The sequence below is a fragment of the Pseudomonas sp. BF-B-15 genome (assembly GCF_019946675.1).
In the GTDB taxonomy this organism is placed as follows: Bacteria; Pseudomonadota; Gammaproteobacteria; order Pseudomonadales; family Pseudomonadaceae; genus Aquipseudomonas; species Aquipseudomonas migulae.
This window is the reverse complement of record NZ_JAGYFZ010000025.1, coordinates 22,966-43,611: the sequence shown is the minus strand read 5'-3', so window position 1 is coordinate 43,611 and position 20,646 is coordinate 22,966. Positions and strand designations below refer to the sequence as shown.

At 60.7% G+C, this 20,646-nt stretch carries 21 protein-coding genes; all 21 read left to right on the top strand.

The genetic code is table 11. The features are described 5' to 3' along the window. Nucleotides 1-12: 12 nt before the first annotated feature. The 21 genes from fliF (at nt 13) to fliA (ending at nt 20,545) form a co-directional block, all read left to right on the top strand. Entirely contained in the window at nt 13-1,797 is a 1,785-nt protein-coding gene (gene fliF / locus KGA97_RS10865; RefSeq protein ID WP_223480758.1) for a flagellar basal-body MS-ring/collar protein FliF, read from the top strand. After that, nucleotides 1,790-2,809: a flagellar motor switch protein FliG gene (gene fliG / locus KGA97_RS10860; RefSeq protein WP_003184041.1), complete on the top strand. Its 1,020-nt coding sequence runs from the start codon at nt 1,790-1,792 to the stop codon at nt 2,807-2,809. Before fliF ends, fliG begins: the two co-directional genes overlap by 8 nt. A gap of 7 nt (nt 2,810-2,816) precedes the next feature. Then, nucleotides 2,817-3,617 (top strand): flagellar assembly protein FliH, encoded by an 801-nt coding sequence (fliH, locus tag KGA97_RS10855; protein WP_008035210.1) that lies wholly within the window; start codon nt 2,817-2,819, stop codon nt 3,615-3,617. After that, entirely contained in the window at nt 3,607-4,965 is a 1,359-nt protein-coding gene (gene fliI / locus KGA97_RS10850; RefSeq protein ID WP_192226042.1) for a flagellar protein export ATPase FliI, read from the top strand. The genes fliH and fliI overlap by 11 nt, the downstream gene beginning before the upstream one ends. 6 nt (nt 4,966-4,971) lie before the next feature. Next, nucleotides 4,972-5,421 carry a flagellar export protein FliJ gene (gene fliJ, locus KGA97_RS10845; protein ID WP_008024572.1) on the top strand — a complete coding sequence of 150 codons (450 nt, stop codon included), beginning with the start codon at nt 4,972-4,974 and terminating at the stop codon, nt 5,419-5,421. A 214-nt stretch (nt 5,422-5,635) separates the two neighbouring features. Beyond that, the gene (locus KGA97_RS10840) at nt 5,636-5,941 is read left to right on the top strand and encodes an STAS domain-containing protein (protein ID WP_008039800.1); all 306 of its coding nucleotides are present in this window, start codon (nt 5,636-5,638) and stop codon (nt 5,939-5,941) included. A 5-nt stretch (nt 5,942-5,946) separates the two neighbouring features. Further along, nucleotides 5,947-7,650: a fused response regulator/phosphatase gene (locus KGA97_RS10835; RefSeq protein ID WP_032832517.1), complete on the top strand. Its 1,704-nt coding sequence runs from the start codon at nt 5,947-5,949 to the stop codon at nt 7,648-7,650. 30 nt (nt 7,651-7,680) lie between these two features. Further along, entirely contained in the window at nt 7,681-8,049 is a 369-nt protein-coding gene (locus KGA97_RS10830; RefSeq protein ID WP_223480757.1) for an Hpt domain-containing protein, read from the top strand. A gap of 82 nt (nt 8,050-8,131) precedes the next feature. Further along, nucleotides 8,132-9,511: a flagellar hook-length control protein FliK gene (locus tag KGA97_RS10825; RefSeq protein ID WP_223480756.1), complete on the top strand. Its 1,380-nt coding sequence runs from the start codon at nt 8,132-8,134 to the stop codon at nt 9,509-9,511. 226 nt (nt 9,512-9,737) lie between these two features. Beyond that, on the top strand, nt 9,738-10,238 hold the full coding sequence (gene fliL / locus KGA97_RS10820; RefSeq protein WP_008039807.1) for a flagellar basal body-associated protein FliL: 501 nt from the start codon (nt 9,738-9,740) through the stop codon (nt 10,236-10,238). A gap of 9 nt (nt 10,239-10,247) precedes the next feature. Then, the gene (fliM, locus tag KGA97_RS10815) at nt 10,248-11,216 is read left to right on the top strand and encodes a flagellar motor switch protein FliM (protein ID WP_008024584.1); all 969 of its coding nucleotides are present in this window, start codon (nt 10,248-10,250) and stop codon (nt 11,214-11,216) included. 69 nt (nt 11,217-11,285) lie between these two features. Beyond that, on the top strand, nt 11,286-11,744 hold the full coding sequence (gene fliN, locus KGA97_RS10810; RefSeq protein ID WP_008039811.1) for a flagellar motor switch protein FliN: 459 nt from the start codon (nt 11,286-11,288) through the stop codon (nt 11,742-11,744). Continuing rightward, nucleotides 11,745-12,188: a flagellar biosynthetic protein FliO gene (gene fliO / locus KGA97_RS10805; protein WP_223480755.1), complete on the top strand. Its 444-nt coding sequence runs from the start codon at nt 11,745-11,747 to the stop codon at nt 12,186-12,188. Further along, nucleotides 12,188-12,946 carry a flagellar type III secretion system pore protein FliP gene (gene fliP, locus KGA97_RS10800; protein WP_008039813.1) on the top strand — a complete coding sequence of 253 codons (759 nt, stop codon included), beginning with the start codon at nt 12,188-12,190 and terminating at the stop codon, nt 12,944-12,946. Before fliO ends, fliP begins: the two co-directional genes overlap by 1 nt. After that, a complete protein-coding gene (gene fliQ / locus KGA97_RS10795) occupies nt 12,943-13,212 on the top strand; it encodes a flagellar biosynthesis protein FliQ (protein ID WP_008024593.1) in 270 nt (89 codons plus the stop codon). Before fliP ends, fliQ begins: the two co-directional genes overlap by 4 nt. Before the next feature lie 3 nt (nt 13,213-13,215). Next, entirely contained in the window at nt 13,216-14,001 is a 786-nt protein-coding gene (fliR, locus tag KGA97_RS10790; protein WP_008039814.1) for a flagellar biosynthetic protein FliR, read from the top strand. A 3-nt stretch (nt 14,002-14,004) separates the two neighbouring features. Continuing rightward, the gene (gene flhB, locus KGA97_RS10785) at nt 14,005-15,144 is read left to right on the top strand and encodes a flagellar biosynthesis protein FlhB (protein WP_008039815.1); all 1,140 of its coding nucleotides are present in this window, start codon (nt 14,005-14,007) and stop codon (nt 15,142-15,144) included. A gap of 247 nt (nt 15,145-15,391) precedes the next feature. After that, nucleotides 15,392-17,521: a flagellar biosynthesis protein FlhA gene (gene flhA / locus KGA97_RS10780; RefSeq protein ID WP_008039816.1), complete on the top strand. Its 2,130-nt coding sequence runs from the start codon at nt 15,392-15,394 to the stop codon at nt 17,519-17,521. 11 nt (nt 17,522-17,532) lie between these two features. Then, entirely contained in the window at nt 17,533-18,861 is a 1,329-nt protein-coding gene (gene flhF / locus KGA97_RS10775) for a flagellar biosynthesis protein FlhF (protein WP_008024604.1), read from the top strand. A gap of 116 nt (nt 18,862-18,977) precedes the next feature. After that, nucleotides 18,978-19,808 (top strand): flagellar synthesis regulator FleN, encoded by an 831-nt coding sequence (fleN, locus tag KGA97_RS10770; protein WP_008001746.1) that lies wholly within the window; start codon nt 18,978-18,980, stop codon nt 19,806-19,808. Continuing rightward, nucleotides 19,805-20,545: an RNA polymerase sigma factor FliA gene (fliA, locus tag KGA97_RS10765; RefSeq protein WP_007894214.1), complete on the top strand. Its 741-nt coding sequence runs from the start codon at nt 19,805-19,807 to the stop codon at nt 20,543-20,545. The genes fleN and fliA overlap by 4 nt, the downstream gene beginning before the upstream one ends. Nucleotides 20,546-20,646 lie beyond the last annotated feature (101 nt).

Genomic DNA, 20,646 nt, shown 5'->3' with positions numbered 1-20,646 from the left:
CGAGATTGAGTCATGGCAGAAGCAGTCGCCGATAATGTTCCGGCCAAGGCCACTCCGATAGACGGCAAACCGCCGCTGTTCGGCTTGTCCTTCCTGGAAAACCTCTCCGAGATGACCATGTTGCGTCAGGTGGGCCTGTTGGTCGGCCTGGCTGCGAGCGTGGCGATTGGCTTCGCCGTGGTGTTGTGGTCCCAACAGCCGGACTACCGGCCTCTGTACGGCAGCCTTGCCGGTATGGACGCCAAGCAAGTCATGGATACCCTGGCTGCCGCTGACATTCCCTATACCGTTGAACCGAACTCCGGTGCCTTGCTGGTCAAGGCCGATGACCTGTCCCGTGCGCGACTGAAACTCGCGGGCGCTGGTGTCACTCCCAGCGACGGCAACATCGGTTTCGAGATCCTCGACAAGGACCAGGGGCTCGGCACCAGCCAGTTCATGGAAGCGACCCGTTATCGTCGCGGCCTCGAAGGCGAACTGGCCCGGACCATCTCCAGCCTGAACAACGTCAAGGGTGCCCGCGTGCACCTGGCGATTCCGAAAAGCTCGGTGTTCGTACGTGACGAGCGCAAGCCGAGCGCTTCGGTGCTGGTAGAACTGTATTCCGGTCGCTCGCTTGAGCCGGGTCAGGTGGTGGCGATCATCAACCTGGTCGCGACCAGCGTTCCAGAACTCAGCAAATCGCAGATCACCGTCGTCGATCAGAAGGGCAACCTGCTCTCGGATCAGGCGGAGAACTCCGAACTGACCATGGCCGGCAAGCAATTCGATTACAGCCGTCGCATGGAAAGCATGCTCACCCAGCGCGTGCACAACATCCTGCAACCGGTGCTGGGCAACGACCGCTATAAAGCCGAAGTCTCCGCTGACGTGGACTTCAGTGCCGTCGAGTCGACCTCCGAGCAGTTCAATCCAGACCAGCCGGCGCTGCGCAGCGAGCAGTCGGTCAACGAACAACGTACCGCCAGCAATGGCCCGCAAGGTGTTCCGGGGGCGCTGAGCAACCAGCCGCCGTCGCCTGCTTCGGCGCCGCAAACCACCGGTGGCGCCACCGCGCAGGCCGGCATGGTGCAGCCAGGCCAGCCACTGCTGGATGCCAATGGTCAGCAAATCATGGACCCGGCCACCGGCCAGCCGATGCTCGCGCCGTACCCGGCGGACAAGCGTCAACAATCCACCAAGAACTTCGAGCTCGACCGTTCCATCAGTCACACCAAGCAACAGCAAGGCCGCTTGAATCGCTTGTCGGTGTCGGTGGTGGTGGACGATCAGGTCAAGGTCAACGCGGCCAACGGCGAAACCACCCGTGCACCGTGGAGCGCCGATGAACTCGCGCGCTTTACCCGTCTGGTGCAGGACGCTGTCGGCTTCGACGCCAGCCGTGGCGACAGTGTCAGCGTGATCAACATGCCGTTCTCCGCCGAGCGCGGTGAAGTGATTGCCGATATTCCGTTCTACTCCCAGCCGTGGTTCTGGGACATCGTCAAGCAAGTGCTGGGTGTCTTGTTCATCCTGATACTGGTGTTCGGTGTGCTGCGTCCGGTGCTCAACAACATCACCAATGGCGGCAAAGGCAAACAACTGGGCCTCGGCAGCGACATGGAACTCGGTGGCATGGCCGGCCTGGACGGCGAGCTGGCCAACGATCGCGTCAGTCTCGGTGGCCCGACCAGCATCCTGCTGCCGAGCCCGAGCGAAGGCTATGACGCACAGTTGAACGCAATCAAGAGTCTGGTGGCAGAAGATCCGGGTCGCGTGGCCCAGGTCGTGAAAGAGTGGATTAACGCAGATGAGTGATAACCGAGCCGCCGTCGCCAAACTGTCCCGGGTCGATAAAGCCGCAATCCTGCTGCTGTCTCTCGGTTCTACCGATGCCGCCCAGGTGCTGCGCCACATGGGGCCCAAAGAGGTCCAGCGTGTGGGTGTGGCCATGGCGCAGATGGGTAACGTGCACCGTGAGCAGGTCGAGCAGGTGATGAGCGAGTTCGTCGACATCGTCGGCGATCAGACCAGCCTGGGCGTCGGCTCCGACGACTACGTGCGCAAAATGCTGACTCAGGCGCTGGGCGAGGACAAGGCCAACGGCCTGATCGACCGGATCCTGCTGGGCGGCAACACCAGTGGCCTCGACAGCCTGAAGTGGATGGAACCGCGCGCCGTCGCCGACGTGATCCGTTACGAGCACCCGCAGATCCAGGCGATCGTCGTGGCGTATCTCGACCCGGACCAGGCCGGCGAAGTGCTGGGCAACTTCGACCACAAGGTGCGACTGGACATCATTCTGCGGGTTTCCTCGCTGAACACGGTGCAGCCAGCCGCACTGAAAGAACTCAACCAGATTCTCGAGAAGCAGTTCTCCGGCAACTCGAATGCCTCGCGCACCACCCTGGGTGGCATCAAGCGTGCGGCCGACATCATGAACTTCCTCGACAGCTCGATCGAAGGTCAGCTGATGGACTCGATCCGCGAAGTCGACGAAGACCTGTCCGGTCAGATCGAAGACCTCATGTTCGTGTTCAACAACCTGTCCGATGTCGACGACCGCGGGATTCAGGCGTTGCTGCGCGAAGTCTCCTCCGATGTACTGGTACTGGCCCTCAAAGGCTCGGACGAAGGCGTCAAGGAAAAGATCTTCAAGAACATGTCCAAACGGGCGGCCGAACTGTTGCGCGACGACCTCGAGGCCAAAGGCCCGGTGCGCGTCAGCGACGTGGAAACCGCACAGAAAGAAATCCTCACCATTGCTCGCCGTATGGCCGAAGCCGGAGAAATCGTTCTCGGCGGGAAGGGCGGCGAAGAGATGATCTAAGGTCACTATGTCGTCCAAACATGATGAGTCCCAGACCGACCTGATCCGCGCCAAGGACGTCGCGGGTTTCGACACCTGGTCGCTGCCCAGTTTCGACCCGCCTGCACCGGAGCCCGAGCCGGAACCAGAGCCCGAGCCGCCGGAAATGGAGGAAGTGCCGCTGGAAGAAGTCCAGCCACTGACCCTCGAAGAACTCGAAAGCATTCGCCAGGAGGCCTACAACGAAGGCTTCGCTACGGGCGAGAAAGAAGGTTTTCACAGCACCACGCTCAAGGTCCGTCAGGAAGCAGAGGCGGTCCTGGCGCCGAAAGTCGCCGCGCTTGAGCAACTGATGGCCAACCTGTTCGAGCCTATCGCCGAGCAAGACACCCAGATCGAAAAGTCGCTGGTCGACCTCGTGCAGCACATCACCAAACAGGTGATTCAGCGGGAGCTGGCCATCGACTCGACGCAGATCGAACACGTCATGCGCGACGCCCTCAAGCTGTTGCCGCTGGGCGTGGGCAATGTGCGGCTGTACATCAATCCGCAGGATTTCGAACAGGTCAAAGCCCTGCGCGAACGCCATGAAGAAACCTGGCGCATCGTCGAGGACGAAGCCTTGTTGCCTGGTGGTTGCCGGGTCGAGACTGAGCACAGTCGTATCGACGCCACCGTTGAAACGCGCATCGCGCGGGTCATGGACAAGCTGTTCGATCAATTGCACGAGCAGGCCTTGCACCCGGCCGCGCCGGACCTGAGCCTGGAGCTGCCGATCGACGCCAAACCTGCCGTCGAAGCCGAGCCGGACGTTCCCGATGCGCCTTGATCGCACCAGCTTCGCCAAGCGCCTGGGCAGTTACGCCGAGGCCACGGAGCTGGCCGGCGCACCGATCCTTGAAGGCCGCTTGCTGCGCATGGTCGGCCTGACCCTCGAAGCTGAAGGCTTGCGCGCTGCCATGGGCAGCCGCTGCATGGTCATCAACGACGACAGTTACCATCCGGTGCAGGTCGAAGCTGAAGTCATGGGCTTCTCCGGCAGCAAAGTCTTTCTGATGCCGGTCGGCAGTGTCGCCGGCATCGCGCCCGGCGCCCGAGTCGTGCCGTTGGCCGATACTGGCCGTCTGCCGATGGGCATGAGCATGCTCGGACGGGTGCTCGATGGCGCCGGTCGTGCGCTGGACGGCAAGGGTGGCATGAAGGCTGAAGACTGGGTGCCGATGGACGGCCCGACGATCAACCCGCTCAAGCGTCACCCGATCAGCGAGCCGCTGGACGTGGGCATTCGTTCCATCAACGGTTTGTTGACGGTCGGTCGCGGTCAGCGGCTCGGGCTGTTCGCCGGTACCGGCGTCGGCAAGAGTGTGCTGCTGGGCATGATGACCCGCTTCACCGAGGCCGACATTATCGTCGTCGGGCTGATCGGTGAACGGGGTCGAGAAGTTAAGGAATTCATCGAGCACATCCTCGGTGAAGAAGGGCTCAAGCGCTCGGTGGTCGTGGCGTCCCCGGCGGACGATGCACCGCTGATGCGTCTGCGCGCTGCGATGTATTGCACGCGGATCGCCGAGTATTTCCGCGACAAGGGCAAGAATGTCCTGTTGCTGATGGACTCGCTGACTCGTTTCGCCCAGGCCCAGCGGGAAATCGCCCTGGCCATTGGCGAGCCGCCGGCGACCAAGGGTTATCCGCCATCGGTGTTCGCCAAGTTGCCGAAACTGGTGGAGCGAGCTGGTAACGCTGAAAAGGGCGGCGGCTCGATCACCGCGTTTTATACCGTGTTGTCCGAAGGCGATGACCAGCAGGATCCGATCGCCGACTCGGCGCGGGGTGTGCTTGACGGGCACATCGTCCTGTCCCGACGTCTGGCTGAGGAAGGGCATTACCCGGCCATCGACATCGAAGCGTCGATCAGCCGGGTCATGCCGTCGGTGGTGTCGCCGGAACACATGGCCCGCGCCCAGTATTTCAAGCAGTTGTGGTCGCGCTATCAGCAGAGCCGCGACCTGATCAGTGTCGGCGCCTACGTCGCCGGCGGTGATCGCGAGACCGACCTGGCGATTTCCCTGCAGCCGCAGCTGGCCAAATACCTGCGCCAAGGGTTGAACGACAGCATCAGCCTGGGCGAAAGCGAATCCTATCTGGGCTCGATCTTCGCGCCTGCGGCTGGCGGTTAATCGATCATGGCCCAGAGTCGGGCAGGGCGTCTGGCGCCGGTGGTCGAAATGGCCGAAAAGGCCGAGAAAACCGCCGCTCAGCGGTTAGGCCATTTTCAGGGCCAGGTTCGAGTGGCAGAAAGCAAACTCGCCGACCTTGAAGCCTTTCGACTCGACTATCAGGAGCAATGGATCGTGCGCGGCAGCAGCGGCGTCTCGGGCCAGTGGCTGCTGGGTTATCAGGGCTTCCTCGCGCAACTGGGCACCGCCATCGATCAGCAGCGACAAAGCCTGGCGTGGCACCAGAACAATCTGAACAAGGCACGGGAAACCTGGCAGCAGGCATTTGCCCGGGTCGAAGGCTTGCGCAAACTGGTTCAGCGTTACGCAGACGAGGCGCGACAGCTGGAAGACAGGCGCGAGCAGAAGCTGATGGACGAGTTGTCCCAGCGGTTGCCGCGTGAGAGTCCGTACTGAATCAGTCAGGCCGCGTTATCGTTCTTCGCGGGCAAGCCTCGCTCCTACAGGTTTCGCATCGTCCATGATTTCGTGAACGGCACAAATCCCGCAGGAGCGAGGCTTGCCCGCGAAGGCGTCCTCAAAAACTCCGCCCCTTTCCAGCCTTGCCCCCATCTCCGTCAAGTGCTAAACCTTGTACAAGTATGTTCACCAATGACAAGGATGCCGTTCAATGTCAGTCGTTACAGAAGTCTCTCCGGATGGGCAAAAACTGACGATATCGATCAGAGGACGATTCGATTTCGGTCGGCATCAAGAGTTTCGCGAGTCCTACGAGCGACTCAACAAGAAGCCCGACTCCATAGTCGTAGATCTTAAAGACGCCACTTATCTTGATAGTTCGGCGCTAGGCATGTTGTTGCTGTTGCGCGATCACGCGGGTGGCGACGATTCCGATGTGCGGGTGATCAACAGTAATTCGGATGTTCGAAAGATTCTCGCGATCTCCAACTTCGACAAACTGTTCGACATCAGTTGACCAACGTGCAGCCGCTCGAGTCGCTGACGATCCTGATTGCCGAAGACAGCGCGGCCGACCGCATGCTGCTGTCGAGTATCGTCCGTCGCCAGGGTCATGAAGTCCTGACGGCGGCCAACGGTGCCGAAGCGGTTGAAGCGTTTCGCTTACAACGACCGCAACTGGTCTTGATGGACGCCATGATGCCGGTGATGGACGGTTTCGAGGCAGCACGGCAGATCAAGGCACTGGCCGGGGAAACCCTGGTGCCGATCATCTTCCTGACGTCGCTGAGCGAAAGCGAAGCCTTGGCGCGCTGTCTGGAGGCTGGCGGTGACGACTTTCTGGCAAAACCCTACAACCAGGTGATCCTCGCCGCCAAAATCAAGGCAATGGACCGTTTGCGCCGGTTGCAGGCCACCGTGCTGGAGCAGCGCGACCAAATTGCCAGGCACCACGATTACCTGCTCAACGAGCAGCGTGTGGCCAAGGCCGTGTTCGACAAGGTCGCCCATTCCGGCTGCCTGAACGCCCCCAACATCCGCTACCTGCAATCGCCTTATGCGCTGTTCAATGGTGATTTGCTGCTCGCGGCGTTCACGCCGGCCGGCGACATGCACGTGCTGCTCGGCGATTTTACCGGCCATGGCTTGCCGGCCGCCGTCGGGGCGATGCCGCTGGCCGAGGTCTTCTACGGCATGACCGCCAAGGGTTACGGCCTGTCGGAAACCCTGCGCGAGATGAACGCCAAGCTCAAGCGCATCCTGCCGGTGGACATGTTCTGTTGTGCGACGCTGCTGTGCCTGAGTTTTCAGCGGCGCTCGGTGGAGGTCTGGAACGGTGGGATGCCGGACGGTTACCTGCACAGTATTGCCAGCGGCGAGCGCACACAGCTGACCGCTCGGCATTTGCCGCTGGGCGTGCTGAGCCCGCAGACGTTCGACGACCGCACCGAAGTGTTTCCGATGGCGGTCGGGGATCGGGTGTTCCTGTTGTCTGACGGGGTGATTGATACGTGCGATGCCAATGAGCAGTTGTTCGGCGTCGAGCGATTGCAGCGGGTGTTTGCGGCCAATCGTCGGCCCGATCAGCTGTTCGAGGAGATCGAGCAGGCGCTGCGGGATTTTCGCGGTGAGGCCCGCGACGATGTCAGCATGGTCGAAGTCAGCCTGGTGGAGGCTGCGCAGCTGAGTCCGCCGGCCCTGGTGTATTCCGACAGCGGTCAGTCCTGCCCGCTGGACTGGTCGGTGAGTTTCGAGTTTCGTGCGGCCACCCTCAAGCGCTTCAATCCATTGCCGTATCTTTTGCAGTTGCTGCTGGAAGTGCATGGTTTGCGCGCCCAGAGCGGTGCGCTTTACAGTGTGCTCGCGGAGTTGTACTCCAATGCACTGGAGCACGGCGTGCTGGGGCTGGACTCAAGCCTGAAACGCGATGCCTCGGGTTTTGCCCGCTATTATCAACAGCGCAATGCACGTCTGGACGAGCTGCAGGACGGCTATGTGCGGCTGCATTTGCAGGTCGCGCCCAAAGGCGAGGGTGGTTGCCTGACGATTCGTGTCGAAGACAGTGGCAAGGGTTTTGATGTCGACAGGGTGATGGCGCGCCCCCTCGATGGTGCCCGTCTGTCGGGACGCGGGGTCAGTCTGATCCGCCAGTTGAGCCGTAACGCCAACTGGTCCGACGATGGTCGTAGTGCCCGCGTGGAATTTTTCTGGGAGGCTCTGGCATAATCCGCGCATTCTTGATCAAGGAGTGAGCAAGTGGCTGACACACATCTGGATCGCGACGTGCTGAGCGCGTTGCAAGAAGTCATGGAGGATGAGTATCCGATGTTGCTGGGTACTTTTCTTGCCGATTCCATAGAGCGCTTGAGTCAGCTGCACAAGGCTGACGATGCCGAGACGCTCGGTGCCACTGCGCACAGTTTCAAGGGCAGTTGCAGCAACATGGGCGCCATTCGCCTCGCGCAGTTGTGCAATGAGCTCGAGCAGCGAAGCAAACAGGCGTCGCTGGAAGGCATCGAGGAACTGATCAGCGAAATCGATAGTGAATTCGCGATTATCCGCACCCTCTACGAAGCAGAGCGCCAGCGCTCTCTCGCTGACAGTGCGACCGTCCGGCGTTTTTAGCGCCGTCCGAACAAAACTGGCGCAACCCTTGCAGCAATCTCCGCAACTGTACCTACGATCCCAGTGCAGCGGAGACCGTTTCATGCCCGTTACCCCCAATATTCTTCTTCAGGCCGCCGCTCAGGCCAAGACTCAAGCCGCCTCCGCCAATCCACCGGCGCTGTCCGCTGAGCCCGGGGACAAAGCCTCCAGCTTCGCTCAGGTCTACGCCAATCAAGCCCAGAACAAGCCCTCGGCGGCCACCGATGGATCGCCGAAGCCGGTGCGCGATAAAGCCCCGGACAGCCCCGATAAAAAGAGCGTCGGCAACGACAATGCTGCCGCCCCGGAACCGACGGTTGCCGATAGCGGCAAAACCTTGCCCGCCGATAAACCGGCGCCGGACGACGACAAGGCTGCCAGCGATGATGCCGCAGCTGCCGCGGATACCGCAGAAACCCCGGTAGTCGTCGACACGGCGCCGGTTGATCCGGCTCTCGATCCGTCATTGCTGCCAGCGTTGCAAGCCGTGGTGGCAGCTCCGGTTCCGCAAGCACCGCCAGTGGTGGTCACTGAGCAGCCGCAAGTGCAGGCACCTCTTGTTGCTGCGCCAGTGGCGGCGGTACAGGTTGCCGCACCGGCGGATGACGCGTTCGATCCTGAAGCCGATCCGCTGGATGCGCTGCCGGCCGTGCGTATGGCCATGGAACAGGGCGGTCATATTTCCGCTGCCAGTCAGGCGCAACCCAAGGCAGCACCGACGGCTGCTCAGGCCCAGGCTGATGGCGAACCCACCTCGGCGCAGAACTTTGCCGCCGGCATGGCGGGCATGCTCGATGTGCAGGCGGACAAGGACAGTACCAGCCAGGGCGGTGAGAAAACCTTCAGTGGGTTGATCGATGACGGCCTCAAGGACTTGAAATCGGCGAGCAGCGATACCCGCGTCGACGACTTCGCCAACCGTCTGGCGGCACTGACTCAGGCAGCTACACCGAAAACCGCCAACGCGGTACCGGTGAATCAGCCGATCACGATGAATCAAAGCGGCTGGACCGAAGAAATCGTGAACCGGGTCATGTACCTGTCCAGCGCCAATCTCAAGGCGGCCGATATCCAGTTGCAACCGGCCGAACTGGGTCGTCTCGACATTCGGGTGAACATGGTGCCGGACCAGCAGACCCAAGTGACCTTCATGAGCGCGCATCCAAGCGTTCGCGAAGCGCTCGATGGTCAGATGCACCGCTTGCGTGACATGTTCGCGCAGCAGGGCATGGGGCAGGTTGATGTCAACGTGTCCGACCAGTCGCGTGGTTGGCAGGGGCAGGGTCAGGAACAACAGGCTCAGCAGGGGCAGGGCGGGCGCAGCAACGCCAGCGGTGGTCGCCTCGATGGCGTGGATGAAGAGCTCGCGCCGACCGTTGCCGAAGTCGCGGCCAGCACCACCAGTGTCATCGGCTCCAGCGCCGTCGACTACTACGCCTGAATTAGTCAGGCACCAAACCCTGTGGGAGCGAGCCTGCTCGCGATGAGGCACTGACAGTCAATATCTTCATCGACTGTTGCACCGCAATCGCGAGCAGGCTCGCTCCCACATTTGTTTTGTGGTGAATCGTCATCCGCCGTCCCCTGTCTCCCGACACTTCTGGCATAACACTTGCTCTTGCCTTGCCGTGCGACTGTGAAAACCCGAATAGTGACGGATTATTGGCATGGCGAAGAGCGAAGCAGTAGTAAAAGACCCCGCAACCAAAGGCAAAATCAAGCTGATCATTGTGATCGTGGTGGCCCTGCTGCTGGCGATCGGCTTGTCCGTGGGAGCGACCTGGTTCTTCATGCACAGCGCTCAGAGCAAACCTGCCGCCGTGGTTGAAACTGCCCCGGCCGGCAAGCAACCAGCGGTTTTCGAGCAAATGGCGCCGGCCTTCGTGGCCAACTACAACCAGAACGGCCGCCAGCGCTTCATGCAGGTGAGCATCACCATGCAGGGTCGCAATCAGGCCGACCTGGAAGCCCTGAAAGTCCACATGCCGGTCATCCGCAACAACCTTGTCATGCTGTTCTCCGGGCAGGATTTCGCGACCCTGGCGTCGCCGGTCGGTCAGGAAATGCTGCGCCAGAAAGCCACGGCCAGCGTCCAGGAAGTGGCGCAGAAAGAGCTCGGCAAAGTGGTCATCGAACAGTTGCTTTTCACTAATTTCGTACTGCAGTAGGAACACGACATGGCCGTGCAGGACCTGCTGTCCCAGGATGAGATCGATGCGCTGTTGCATGGTGTCGACGATGGTCTGGTACAGACCGATACCGCTGCCGAACCCGGCAGTGTCAAAAGCTACGACCTGACCAGCCAGGATCGCATCGTCCGTGGACGCATGCCGACCTTGGAAATGATCAACGAGCGTTTCGCCCGCTACACCCGCATCAGCATGTTCAACATGCTGCGCCGCTCGGCGGACGTTGCCGTCGGTGGTGTGCAGGTGATGAAGTTTGGCGAATACGTGCACTCGCTGTACGTGCCGACCAGCCTCAACCTGGTCAAGATCAAGCCGTTGCGCGGCACGGCGCTGTTCATCCTCGACGCCAAACTGGTGTTCAAACTGGTGGACAACTTCTTCGGCGGCGACGGCCGTCACGCGAAGATCGAAGGGCGTGAATTCACCCCGACCGAACTGCGTGTGGTGCGCATGGTGCTGGAGCAGGCCTTCGTCGATCTGAAGGAGGCCTGGCAGGCGATCATGGAAGTGAACTTCGAGTACATCAACTCGGAAGTGAACCCGGCCATGGCCAACATCGTCGGCCCGAGCGAAGCCATTGTGGTGTCGACCTTCCACATCGAACTCGATGGCGGTGGCGGCGACCTGCACGTGACCATGCCGTACTCGATGATCGAGCCGGTACGCGAAATGCTCGACGCCGGCTTCCAGTCGGACCTCGACGATCAGGACGAGCGTTGGGTCAATGCCCTGCGCCAGGACGTGCTCGACGTCGACGTGCCGATCGGCGCTACGGTTGCCCGTCGCCAGTTGCGCCTGCGCGACATTCTGCACATGCAGCCGGGGGACATTATCCCGGTCGAAATGCCGGAAGAAATGATCATGCGCGCCAATGGCGTGCCTGCGTTCAAGGTCAAGATGGGCTCGCACAAAGGCAACCTCGCGTTGCAAGTGATCGAGCCGATCGAGCGCCGTTGACCGGCGCCTCTACATATTCGCTTTTAACTGACGGCTGCCCTCTGATGGGTTGCCCGCCGAGGACACATGATGGCTGACGATATGAATACCCAGGACGACCAGGCGCTGGCTGACGAATGGGCTGCGGCCCTGGAAGAAACCGGTGATGCCGGGCAGGACGACATTGACGCCTTGCTGGCGGCTGACGCTGCTGGTTCGTCGTCGAACCGTCTGCCGATGGAAGAATTCGGCAGCGTGCCGAAAAACAACGATCCGGTAACCCTGGACGGTCCGAACCTGGACGTGATCCTCGACATCCCGGTGTCGATTTCCATGGAAGTCGGCAGCACCGACATCAACATCCGTAACCTGCTGCAGCTCAACCAGGGTTCGGTGATCGAGCTCGATCGCCTGGCCGGTGAGCCGTTGGACGTGCTGGTCAACGGTACGTTGATCGCTCACGGTGAAGTGGTGGTGGTCAACGAGAAGTTCGGCATCCGCCTGACTGACGTGATCAGCCCAAGCGAACGCATCAAGAAGCTGCGCTGAGTGAAAAAGCTTTCGGGGTTGTTACTGGCCTTGCCGTTCAGTGCGTTGGCGGCCGAACCGGCGGCTAATGCTGCCGTGGCTGCCGCACCTGCTGTCAGCAGCGGTGTGGCGGGCCAGTTGACGCAATTGGTGCTCGGTCTGCTGCTGGTGTTGGGGTTGATCTTCTTCCTCGCTTGGCTGCTGCGCCGGGTCCAGCAGGCCGGGCCGGCGGGCAAGGCGCAGGTGATCGAGTTGATCGGTTCCCGGGCGCTGGGTCCGCGTGACCGATTGATGCTGGTGCAGGTTGGCAACGAGCAGATCCTGCTCGGTTTGAGCTCCGGCACCATCACCGCGCTGCATGTGCTCAAGGAGCCGGTGCACGTACCGGTCACCGAGAAAGCGACCCCGGAATTTGCCCTGCGCCTGATGGAACTGATGGGCAAGGATCAGAAGGATAAGAAGTAATGGGTGCGCTACGCATCATCTTGACGCTGGCCCTGATGCTGGCCGCGCCGCTGGCCTTCGCCGCCGATCCGTTGTCGATCCCGGCGATCACCCTGGGCACCAACGCCCAGGGCGCTCAGGAATACTCGGTCAGCCTGCAAATCCTGCTGATCATGACCGCGCTGAGTTTCATTCCGGCGTTCGTCATGCTGATGACCAGTTTCACGCGGATCATCATCGTCTTCTCGATCCTGCGTCAGGCCCTGGGCCTGCAGCAGACGCCGTCGAACCAGATCCTCACGGGCATGGCGCTGTTTCTGACCCTGTTCATCATGGCGCCGGTGTTTGACCGGGTGAACCAGGATGCCTTGCAGCCGTATCTGGCGGAAAAACTCACCGCGCAGGATGCCGTGGCCAAGGCTCAGGTGCCGATCAAGGACTTCATGCTGGCGCAGACGCGCAGCAGTGATCTGGAATTGTTCATGCGCCTGTCCAAGCGCACGGACATCGCCACGCCGGATCAGGCGCCGCTGACCATTCTGGTGCCGGCCTTCGTCACGTCCGAGCTGAAAACCGCGTTCCAGATCGGCTTCATGATCTTCATTCCGTTCCTGATCATCGACCTGGTCGTCGCCAGTGTGCTGATGGCCATGGGTATGATGATGCTCTCGCCGCTGATCATTTCCCTGCCGTTCAAGATCATGCTGTTCGTGCTGGTGGATGGCTGGGCGCTGATCATCGGGACATTGGCGAGTAGCTTCGGCGGTGTTTCGCCATGACGCCGGAAGTCGCGGTAGACATCTTTCGTGAAGCGCTCTGGCTGACCACCATGATGGTCGCCGTGCTGGTGATTCCGAGTCTGCTGGTGGGCCTGTTGGTCGCGATGTTCCAGGCGGCTACGCAGATCAACGAACAAACCCTGAGCTTCTTGCCGCGCCTGCTGGTCATGCTGGTGACGCTGATCGTTGCCGGTCCGTGGCTGGTGCAGACGTTCATGGAATACATCCTGCAGTTGTACGGCAATATTCCTCGGGTCATCGGCTAAGCCATGCAGTCACTGCTGCAACTGACCGATACCCAGATCAGCACCTGGGTGGCGACGTTCATGTTGCCCCTGTTTCGCATCGGTGGCTTGCTGATGGTCATGCCGGTTTTCGGTACGACCCTGGTCCCCCAGCGGGTGCGTCTGTATTTCGCCCTCGCGATCACGCTCGTGATTGCGCCCGGGTTGCCACCAATGCCGCCGGTCAATGCGCTGGACTTGAGCGGGCTGCTGCTGATTGCCGAGCAGATCCTCATTGGCGCGGTGATGGGGTTCGCCTTGCAACTGTTCTTCCAGGCCTTCGTGGTCGCCGGGCAGATCGTATCGATTCAGATGGGCATGGGCTTCGCGTCGATGGTCGACCCCACCAACGGCGTGTCGGTGGCGGTGATCGGGCAGTTCTTCACCATGCTGGTGACGCTGTTGTTCCTGGCCATGAATGGCCACTTGGTGGTCTTCGAAATTCTCACTGAAAGTTTCACCACGCTCCCGGTCGGTAGCGGCTTTATGGTTTCACAGTTCTGGGACCTGGCCGGCAAGCTCGGTTGGGTGCTGGGTGCGGCATTGTTGCTGGTGTTGCCGGCGATCACCGCGCTACTGGTGGTCAACATCGCGTTTGGCGTGATGACCCGCGCCGCGCCGCAACTGAACATCTTTTCCATCGGCTTCCCGCTGACCCTGGTGCTCGGGCTGTTCATTGTCTGGGTCGGGCTGGCGGACATCATCAATCAGTACCAACCGCTGGCTACCGAGGCCTTGCAGTGGTTGCGCGAACTGGCACGGGCGCGCTGAGTCATGGCTGAGAGCGAAAGCGGTCAGGACAAAACAGAAGACCCCACGGAGAAACGTAAAAAGGACTCCAGGGACAAGGGCGAAATTGCGCGCTCCAAAGAGCTCAACACCTTGGCGATCATGCTTGCCGGTGCCGGTGCGCTGCTGATTTTCGGCGGGGCTTTGGCGCAGGACATGATGGAGCTGATGCGCATGAACTTCACGCTGTCGCGGGAAGTGATTCTGGATCAGCGCAGCATGGGCACCTTCCTCCTGCACTCGGGGCAGATTGCCCTGTTGGCGATTCAGCCGGTGATGATCACCTTGCTGCTGGCGGCATTTCTCGGCCCGATTTCCCTCGGTGGCTGGTTGTTCGCGGCAGGCTCGATGGCGCCGAAATTCAGTCGCATGAACCCCGGCGCGGGGCTGAAGCGGATGTTCTCGGCCAAGGCGCTGGTGGAGCTGCTCAAGGCCCTGGCGAAGTTCTTCATTGTGCTGTTCGTCGCGCTGGCGGTGTTGAATTCCGACATCGACGACCTGATGCGCATTGCGCACGAGCCGTTGGAAATGGCGATCATTCACAGCCTGCAAGTGGTCGGCTGGAGTACCCTGTGGATGGCGTGCGGCTTGATCATCATCGCCGCCGTCGACGTGCCGGTGCAGCTCTGGGAAAGCCACAAGAAGCTGCTGATGACCAAGCAGGAAGTGCGCGACGAGCACAAGGATCAGGAGGGGAGGCCGGAGGTCAAGCAGCGCATTCGCCAGTTGCAGCGCGAGATGTCCCAGCGCCGGATGATGGCGGCCATCCCTGAGGCCGATGTGGTCATTACCAACCCGACTCACTATGCCGTGGCGCTCAAATACGACCCGGACAAGGGCTCGGCACCGATGCTGATTGCCAAGGGCAGTGATTTCCTGGCCCTGAAAATCCGTGAAATCGCCGTGGCCAACGAAGTGCTGCTGCTGGAGTCTCCGGCCCTGGCGCGTTCGATCTATTACTCCACGGAGCTGGAGCAGGAAATTCCTGGCGGGCTTTATCTGGCCGTCGCTCAGGTATTGGCCTACGTCTACCAGATCCGACAGCACCGCGCGGGCAAGGGCAAGCGGCCGGATCCGCTCAAGGATGACTTGCCGATTCCACCGGATCTGCGCCGCGATTCCTGAGTTTTGCGCTAGTCGTGCCGACGCCTTCGCGGGCAAGCCTCGCTCCTACAGGGTTTGCGTCGTCCACAAAACATCCGCTTTGTAGGAGCGTGGCTTGCCCGCGAAAGCGTCAGCCCGAACAGCACAAATCCCCCTGATAAACCCCTCTGTTCCAAGCGCTCGGCAAAAGTTGGAAGGCTTCTTGCAGTAGCCGCCCTGCGTCTGCTTCAGGCGTCAAAAGTTTGCTTTAAAGGAACGGGGAAAACCGGTGGATCGCTCTCAGTTACTCAACAGTGCCCGCACAAACGTTGCCGACTTAAGTCGGGGCAATCTGGGCGTGCCGTTGTTGCTGCTGGTCATGCTGGCCATGATGATGCTGCCGGTGCCGCCGTTCCTGCTGGACGTGTTCTTCACGTTCAACATCGCGCTGTCGATCGTCGTGCTACTGGTCTGCGTCTACGCGTTGCGACCGCTGGATTTCGCGGTGTTCCCGACCATTCTGCTGGTGGCAACGTTGTTGCGACTGGCGCTGAACGTGGCCTCCACGCGAGTGGTGATGCTTCACGGGCAGGACGGCCACGCCGCCGCCGGTAAGGTGATCCAGGCGTTCGGTGAGGTGGTGATCGGCGGCAACTACGTGGTCGGTATCGTAGTCTTCGCGATTTTGATGATCATCAACTTCGTCGTGGTAACCAAGGGTGCCGGGCGGATTTCCGAGGTGAGCGCACGTTTCACCCTCGATGCGATGCCCGGCAAACAAATGGCGATCGACGCCGATTTGAACGCCGGCCTGATCGATCAGAACCAGGCCAAGATGCGCCGGATGGAAGTGGCCCAGGAAGCTGAGTTCTACGGTTCCATGGACGGTGCCAGCAAGTTCGTGCGTGGCGATGCCATCGCCGGTTTGCTGATTCTGTTCATCAACCTGATCGGCGGCATGGCGGTCGGTATCTTCCAGCACGGCATGACCTTCGGTGATGCGGGCAGGGTTTACGCGTTGCTGACCATCGGTGACGGTTTGGTGGCGCAATTGCCATCACTGTTGTTATCTACAGCTGCAGCGATCATGGTGACCCGTGCTTCCGGTTCGGAAGACATGGGCAAGCAGATCAATCGCCAGATGTTCGCCTCGCCCAAGGCGCTGGCCGTGGCAGCGGGCCTGATGGCAGTGATGGGCCTGGTGCCCGGCATGCCGCACTTTTCCTTTCTGACCATGGCGGCCCTGGCGGCCGGTGGCGCGTACCTGTTCTGGAAGAAGCAGAACATCGTCAAGGTTCAGGCCCTGCAAGAGGTCAAGCGTCAGCAGGAATTGCTGCCATCGCCGGCTCGCGCTCAGGAAACCAAGGAGCTTGGCTGGGACGATGTGACGCCGATCGACATGATTGGCCTGGAAGTCGGCTATCGTCTGATTCCGCTGGTGGACCGCAATCAGGGTGGTCAGCTGCTGGCGCGGATCAAGGGTGTGCGTAAAAAACTGTCCCAGGATCTGGGCTTCCTGATGCCGACTGTGCATATCCGTGACAACCTCGACCTCGCGCCTAGCGCCTATCGCCTCACCCTGATGGGGGTGATCCTGGCCGAAGCGGAGATTTATCCGGACCGCGAGCTGGCGATCAACCCTGGTCAGGTCTACGGTTCGCTCAACGGTATTACCGCCAAAGATCCGGCTTTCGGGCTGGAGGCGGTCTGGATCGAAGTCAGTCAGCGCGCACAGGCACAATCCCTCGGTTACACCGTGGTCGATGCCAGTACGGTAGTGGCAACCCATTTGAACCAGATTTTGTACAAGCACTCCAGTGAGCTGATTGGCCACGAAGAAGTGCAGCAACTCATGCAATTGCTGGCCAAAAGCTCGCCAAAACTGGCGGAAGAGCTGGTGCCCGGCGTGGTTTCGTTGTCGCAGCTACTTAAGGTGCTCCAGGCGTTGCTGGCCGAACAAGTGCCCGTACGGGACATTCGCAGCATCGCCGAGGCGATCGCGAACAATGCCGCCAAGAGTCAAGATACTGCCGCGCTGGTGGCCGCCGTCCGCGTCGGCGTATCTCGTGCAATCGTCCAAAGCATTGTGGGGACTGAGTCGGAGCTGCCAGTTATCACCTTGGAGCCAAGGTTGGAACAAATATTGCTCAATAGTCTTCAGAAGGCAGGACAAGGCTCGGAAGAGGGCGTTCTGCTGGAGCCAAGCATGGCTGAAAAACTGCAACGCTCGTTGATCGATGCGGCGCAGCGTCAGGAAATGCAAGGTCAGCCGGTGATTCTGTTGGTGGCCGGCCCGGTTCGCGCGATGCTGTCGCGATTCGGCCGACTGGCAGTCCCGGGTTTGCATGTGTTGGCTTACCAGGAAATCCCTGACAACAAGCAAGTGACCATCGTTGCGACAGTAGGGCCCAACGGCTGAGGTAGTGGTTTATGCAAGTTAAGCGTTTTTTCGCCGCCGATATGCGTCAGGCCATGAAGCTGGTTCGTGATGAGCTGGGCGCTGATGCCGCCATCATTGGCAACCGCCGGATCGCCGGTGGTGTCGAACTGACGGCCGCTCTGGATTACAAACTGTCGGCGCTGGCCCCGCGTGTTCCGAACATGGAACTCGAGGATGAGCTGCGCAAGACCCAGTCGCGGATCGTCACCGCCCAGGCCGAACTGAGCCTGCGCAGCGATGGCGAGAGCGACAAGTCCACCAATCGCCAGTTGTTCGCCGGCCTGCCGCTGACTGCCGCCGAGCCGCTGATCGAGCCGACCTACGCTGAACCTCGTCGCCCGGCACCGGCCCCCGCGCCTGCCGCGACCGGTGTTGATCCGCGTGCCTTCGACTCGATGCGTTTCGAACTCAACAGCCTGCGCGAACTGATGGAAGTACAACTCGGTTCGCTGGCCTGGAATCAGTTGCAAGGCAGCCGCCCGGCCCAGGCCAACCTTTGGCGCCGCCTGCAACGCATCGGTTTGTCCGGTCCGTTGTCCCGCGATCTGCTGGAGCTGATTACCGACATTGATGAACCTCGTCAGGCCTGGCGCATGTTGCTGGCGCACCTGGCGCGGATGATCGCCACACCGGAAGTCGAGCCACTGGAAGAGGGCGGCGTGATTGCCATGGTCGGCCCCGCCGGCATGGGCAAGACCACCACCCTGGCCAAGCTCGCGGCCCGTTACGTGCTCAAGTACGGCGCGCAGAATATCGCGCTGGTGAGCATGGACAGCTACCGCATCGGTGCCCAGGAACAACTCAAGACCCTCGGCCGGATCCTCAATGTGTCGGTGACGCACGTCGATCCGGGCCAGTCCCTGGTGCAGGCGCTGGATCCTTTGCTGCGCAAGCGCGTGGTGCTGATCGATACCGCGGGCCTTCAGGCCAGCGATCCGGCATTGCGCATGCAGCTCGAAAGCCTGGCCGGTCGTGGCATCAAATCAAAAAATTATCTGGTTCTGGCAACCACCAGCCAAAAACAGGTTCTAACCGCCGCTTATCACAGTTACAAGCGCTGCGGGCTGGCTGGCTGCATCCTGACTAAACTGGATGAGACGGCAAGCCTGGGCGAGGTGTTGAGCCTGGCGATCAGTCATGAATTGCCGGTGGCTTACCTGACTGATGGACCGCGTATTCCGGATGATCTGCATCTGCCGCGTCGTCATCAGTTGGTCAGTCGCGCCGTTAGCGTGCAAATGCAGGAAGAACCCAGCGAAGAAGCCATGGCTGACATGTTCGCTGATATTTATCACAGCCCGACCAAGCAGGTTGGCTGAGGTATTAATGAACAGTTTTTGTACCTACATCGATGGTCTGCCATGCATTGTTCAGTTGATGAACGCGCAGCCAGTAATGTGGCCTCCGTCTATGCAAGACAAGGTAAAGAAATAACATGGGCAGCATGCATCCCGTACAGGTGATCGCGGTGACCGGCGGCAAAGGTGGCGTCGGGAAGACTAATGTGTCAGTGAACTTGTCCCTGGCTCTAGCTGAGCTCGGCCGGCGCGTCATGCTGCTGGACGCCGATCTGGGGCTGGCGAATGTCGACGTCCTGTTGGGACTGACACCCAAACGTACCCTGGCCGACGTCATCGAAGGCCGCTGTGAGCTGCGCGACGTGTTGTTGCAGGGGCCAGGCGGCATCCGCATCGTCCCGGCCGCGTCCGGCACACAAAGCATGGTTCATCTGAGTCCGGCCCAGCATGCCGGCCTGATCCAGGCGTTCAGCGATATCGGCGACAACCTCGACGTGCTCGTGATCGACACCGCTGCGGGTATTGGTGACTCGGTAGTCAGTTTTGTTCGCGCCGCGCAAGAAGTCTTGCTGGTGGTCTGCGATGAGCCGACTTCGATCACGGATGCCTACGCCCTGATCAAACTGCTCAACCGCGACTACGGCATGAACCGCTTCCGCGTCCTGGCCAACATGGCCCAGAGCCCGCAGGAAGGCCGCAACCTGTTCGCCAAGTTGACCAAGGTCACGGACCGCTTCCTCGACGTCGCCTTACAATACGTCGGTGCGGTGCCGTACGACGAAAGCGTGCGCAAGGCTGTGCAGAAGCAGCGCGCGGTCTATGAAGCCTTCCCTCGTTCCAAGTGCTCCCTGGCTTTCAAGGCCATCGCACAAAAGGTCGATACCTGGCCGCTGCCTGCCAACCCGCGCGGGCACCTGGAGTTTTTCGTCGAGCGCCTCGTGCAACAAACGGCAGGACCCGTGCTATGACAGCCAGCGGTTACAACCTCTACAAGAAGTCGGCGCGTGACGCGCAGTACGAGCTGATCGAGCGTTACGCGCCACTGGTCAAACGCATTGCTTACCACCTGCTGGCGCGACTGCCAGCCAGTGTCCAGGTCGAAGACCTGATCCAGGCCGGGATGATCGGCCTGCTTGAAGTATCCACCAAATATGACGCCAGCAAAGGCGCGAGTTTCGAGACGTACGCGGGCATCCGGATCCGCGGCGCCATGCTTGATGAAGTGCGCAAAGGGGACTGGGCGCCACGTTCGGTCCACCGCAATACCCGCATGGTCAGCGACGCAATTCGCTCGATTGAAGCTAAAACCGGTCGTGACGCTAAAGATCACGAAGTTGCGGCCGAACTCCAATTGAGTCTCGACGATTACTACGGGATTTTGAACGACACCCTGGGCAGCCGCTTGTTCAGTTTCGACGACCTGTTGCAGGACGGCGAACACGAAGGGCTGCATGAGGATGGCGCGAGTGCTCATCTCGAGCCGTCGCGCGATCTGGAAGATGAACGCTTCCAGGCAGCGCTGGCGGACGCGATTGCCAATTTGCCGGAGCGTGAGCGACTGGTGTTGGCGCTGTACTACGACGAAGAGTTGAATCTCAAGGAAATCGGTGAGGTCCTGGGGGTCAGCGAATCTCGGGTCAGCCAGTTACACAGCCAGTGCGCGGCCCGTTTGCGGGGGCGTTTGGGGGAGTGGCGAGCGCGCTGAAGGCAGTGTGGGGACACTGCGAACTTGGCTGGTGTGGTGTTGAACTGCGCCGGTCTCGATCTGTTGTGCTCCAGACAGTCATTGAGTGCTTTGCCGGATTG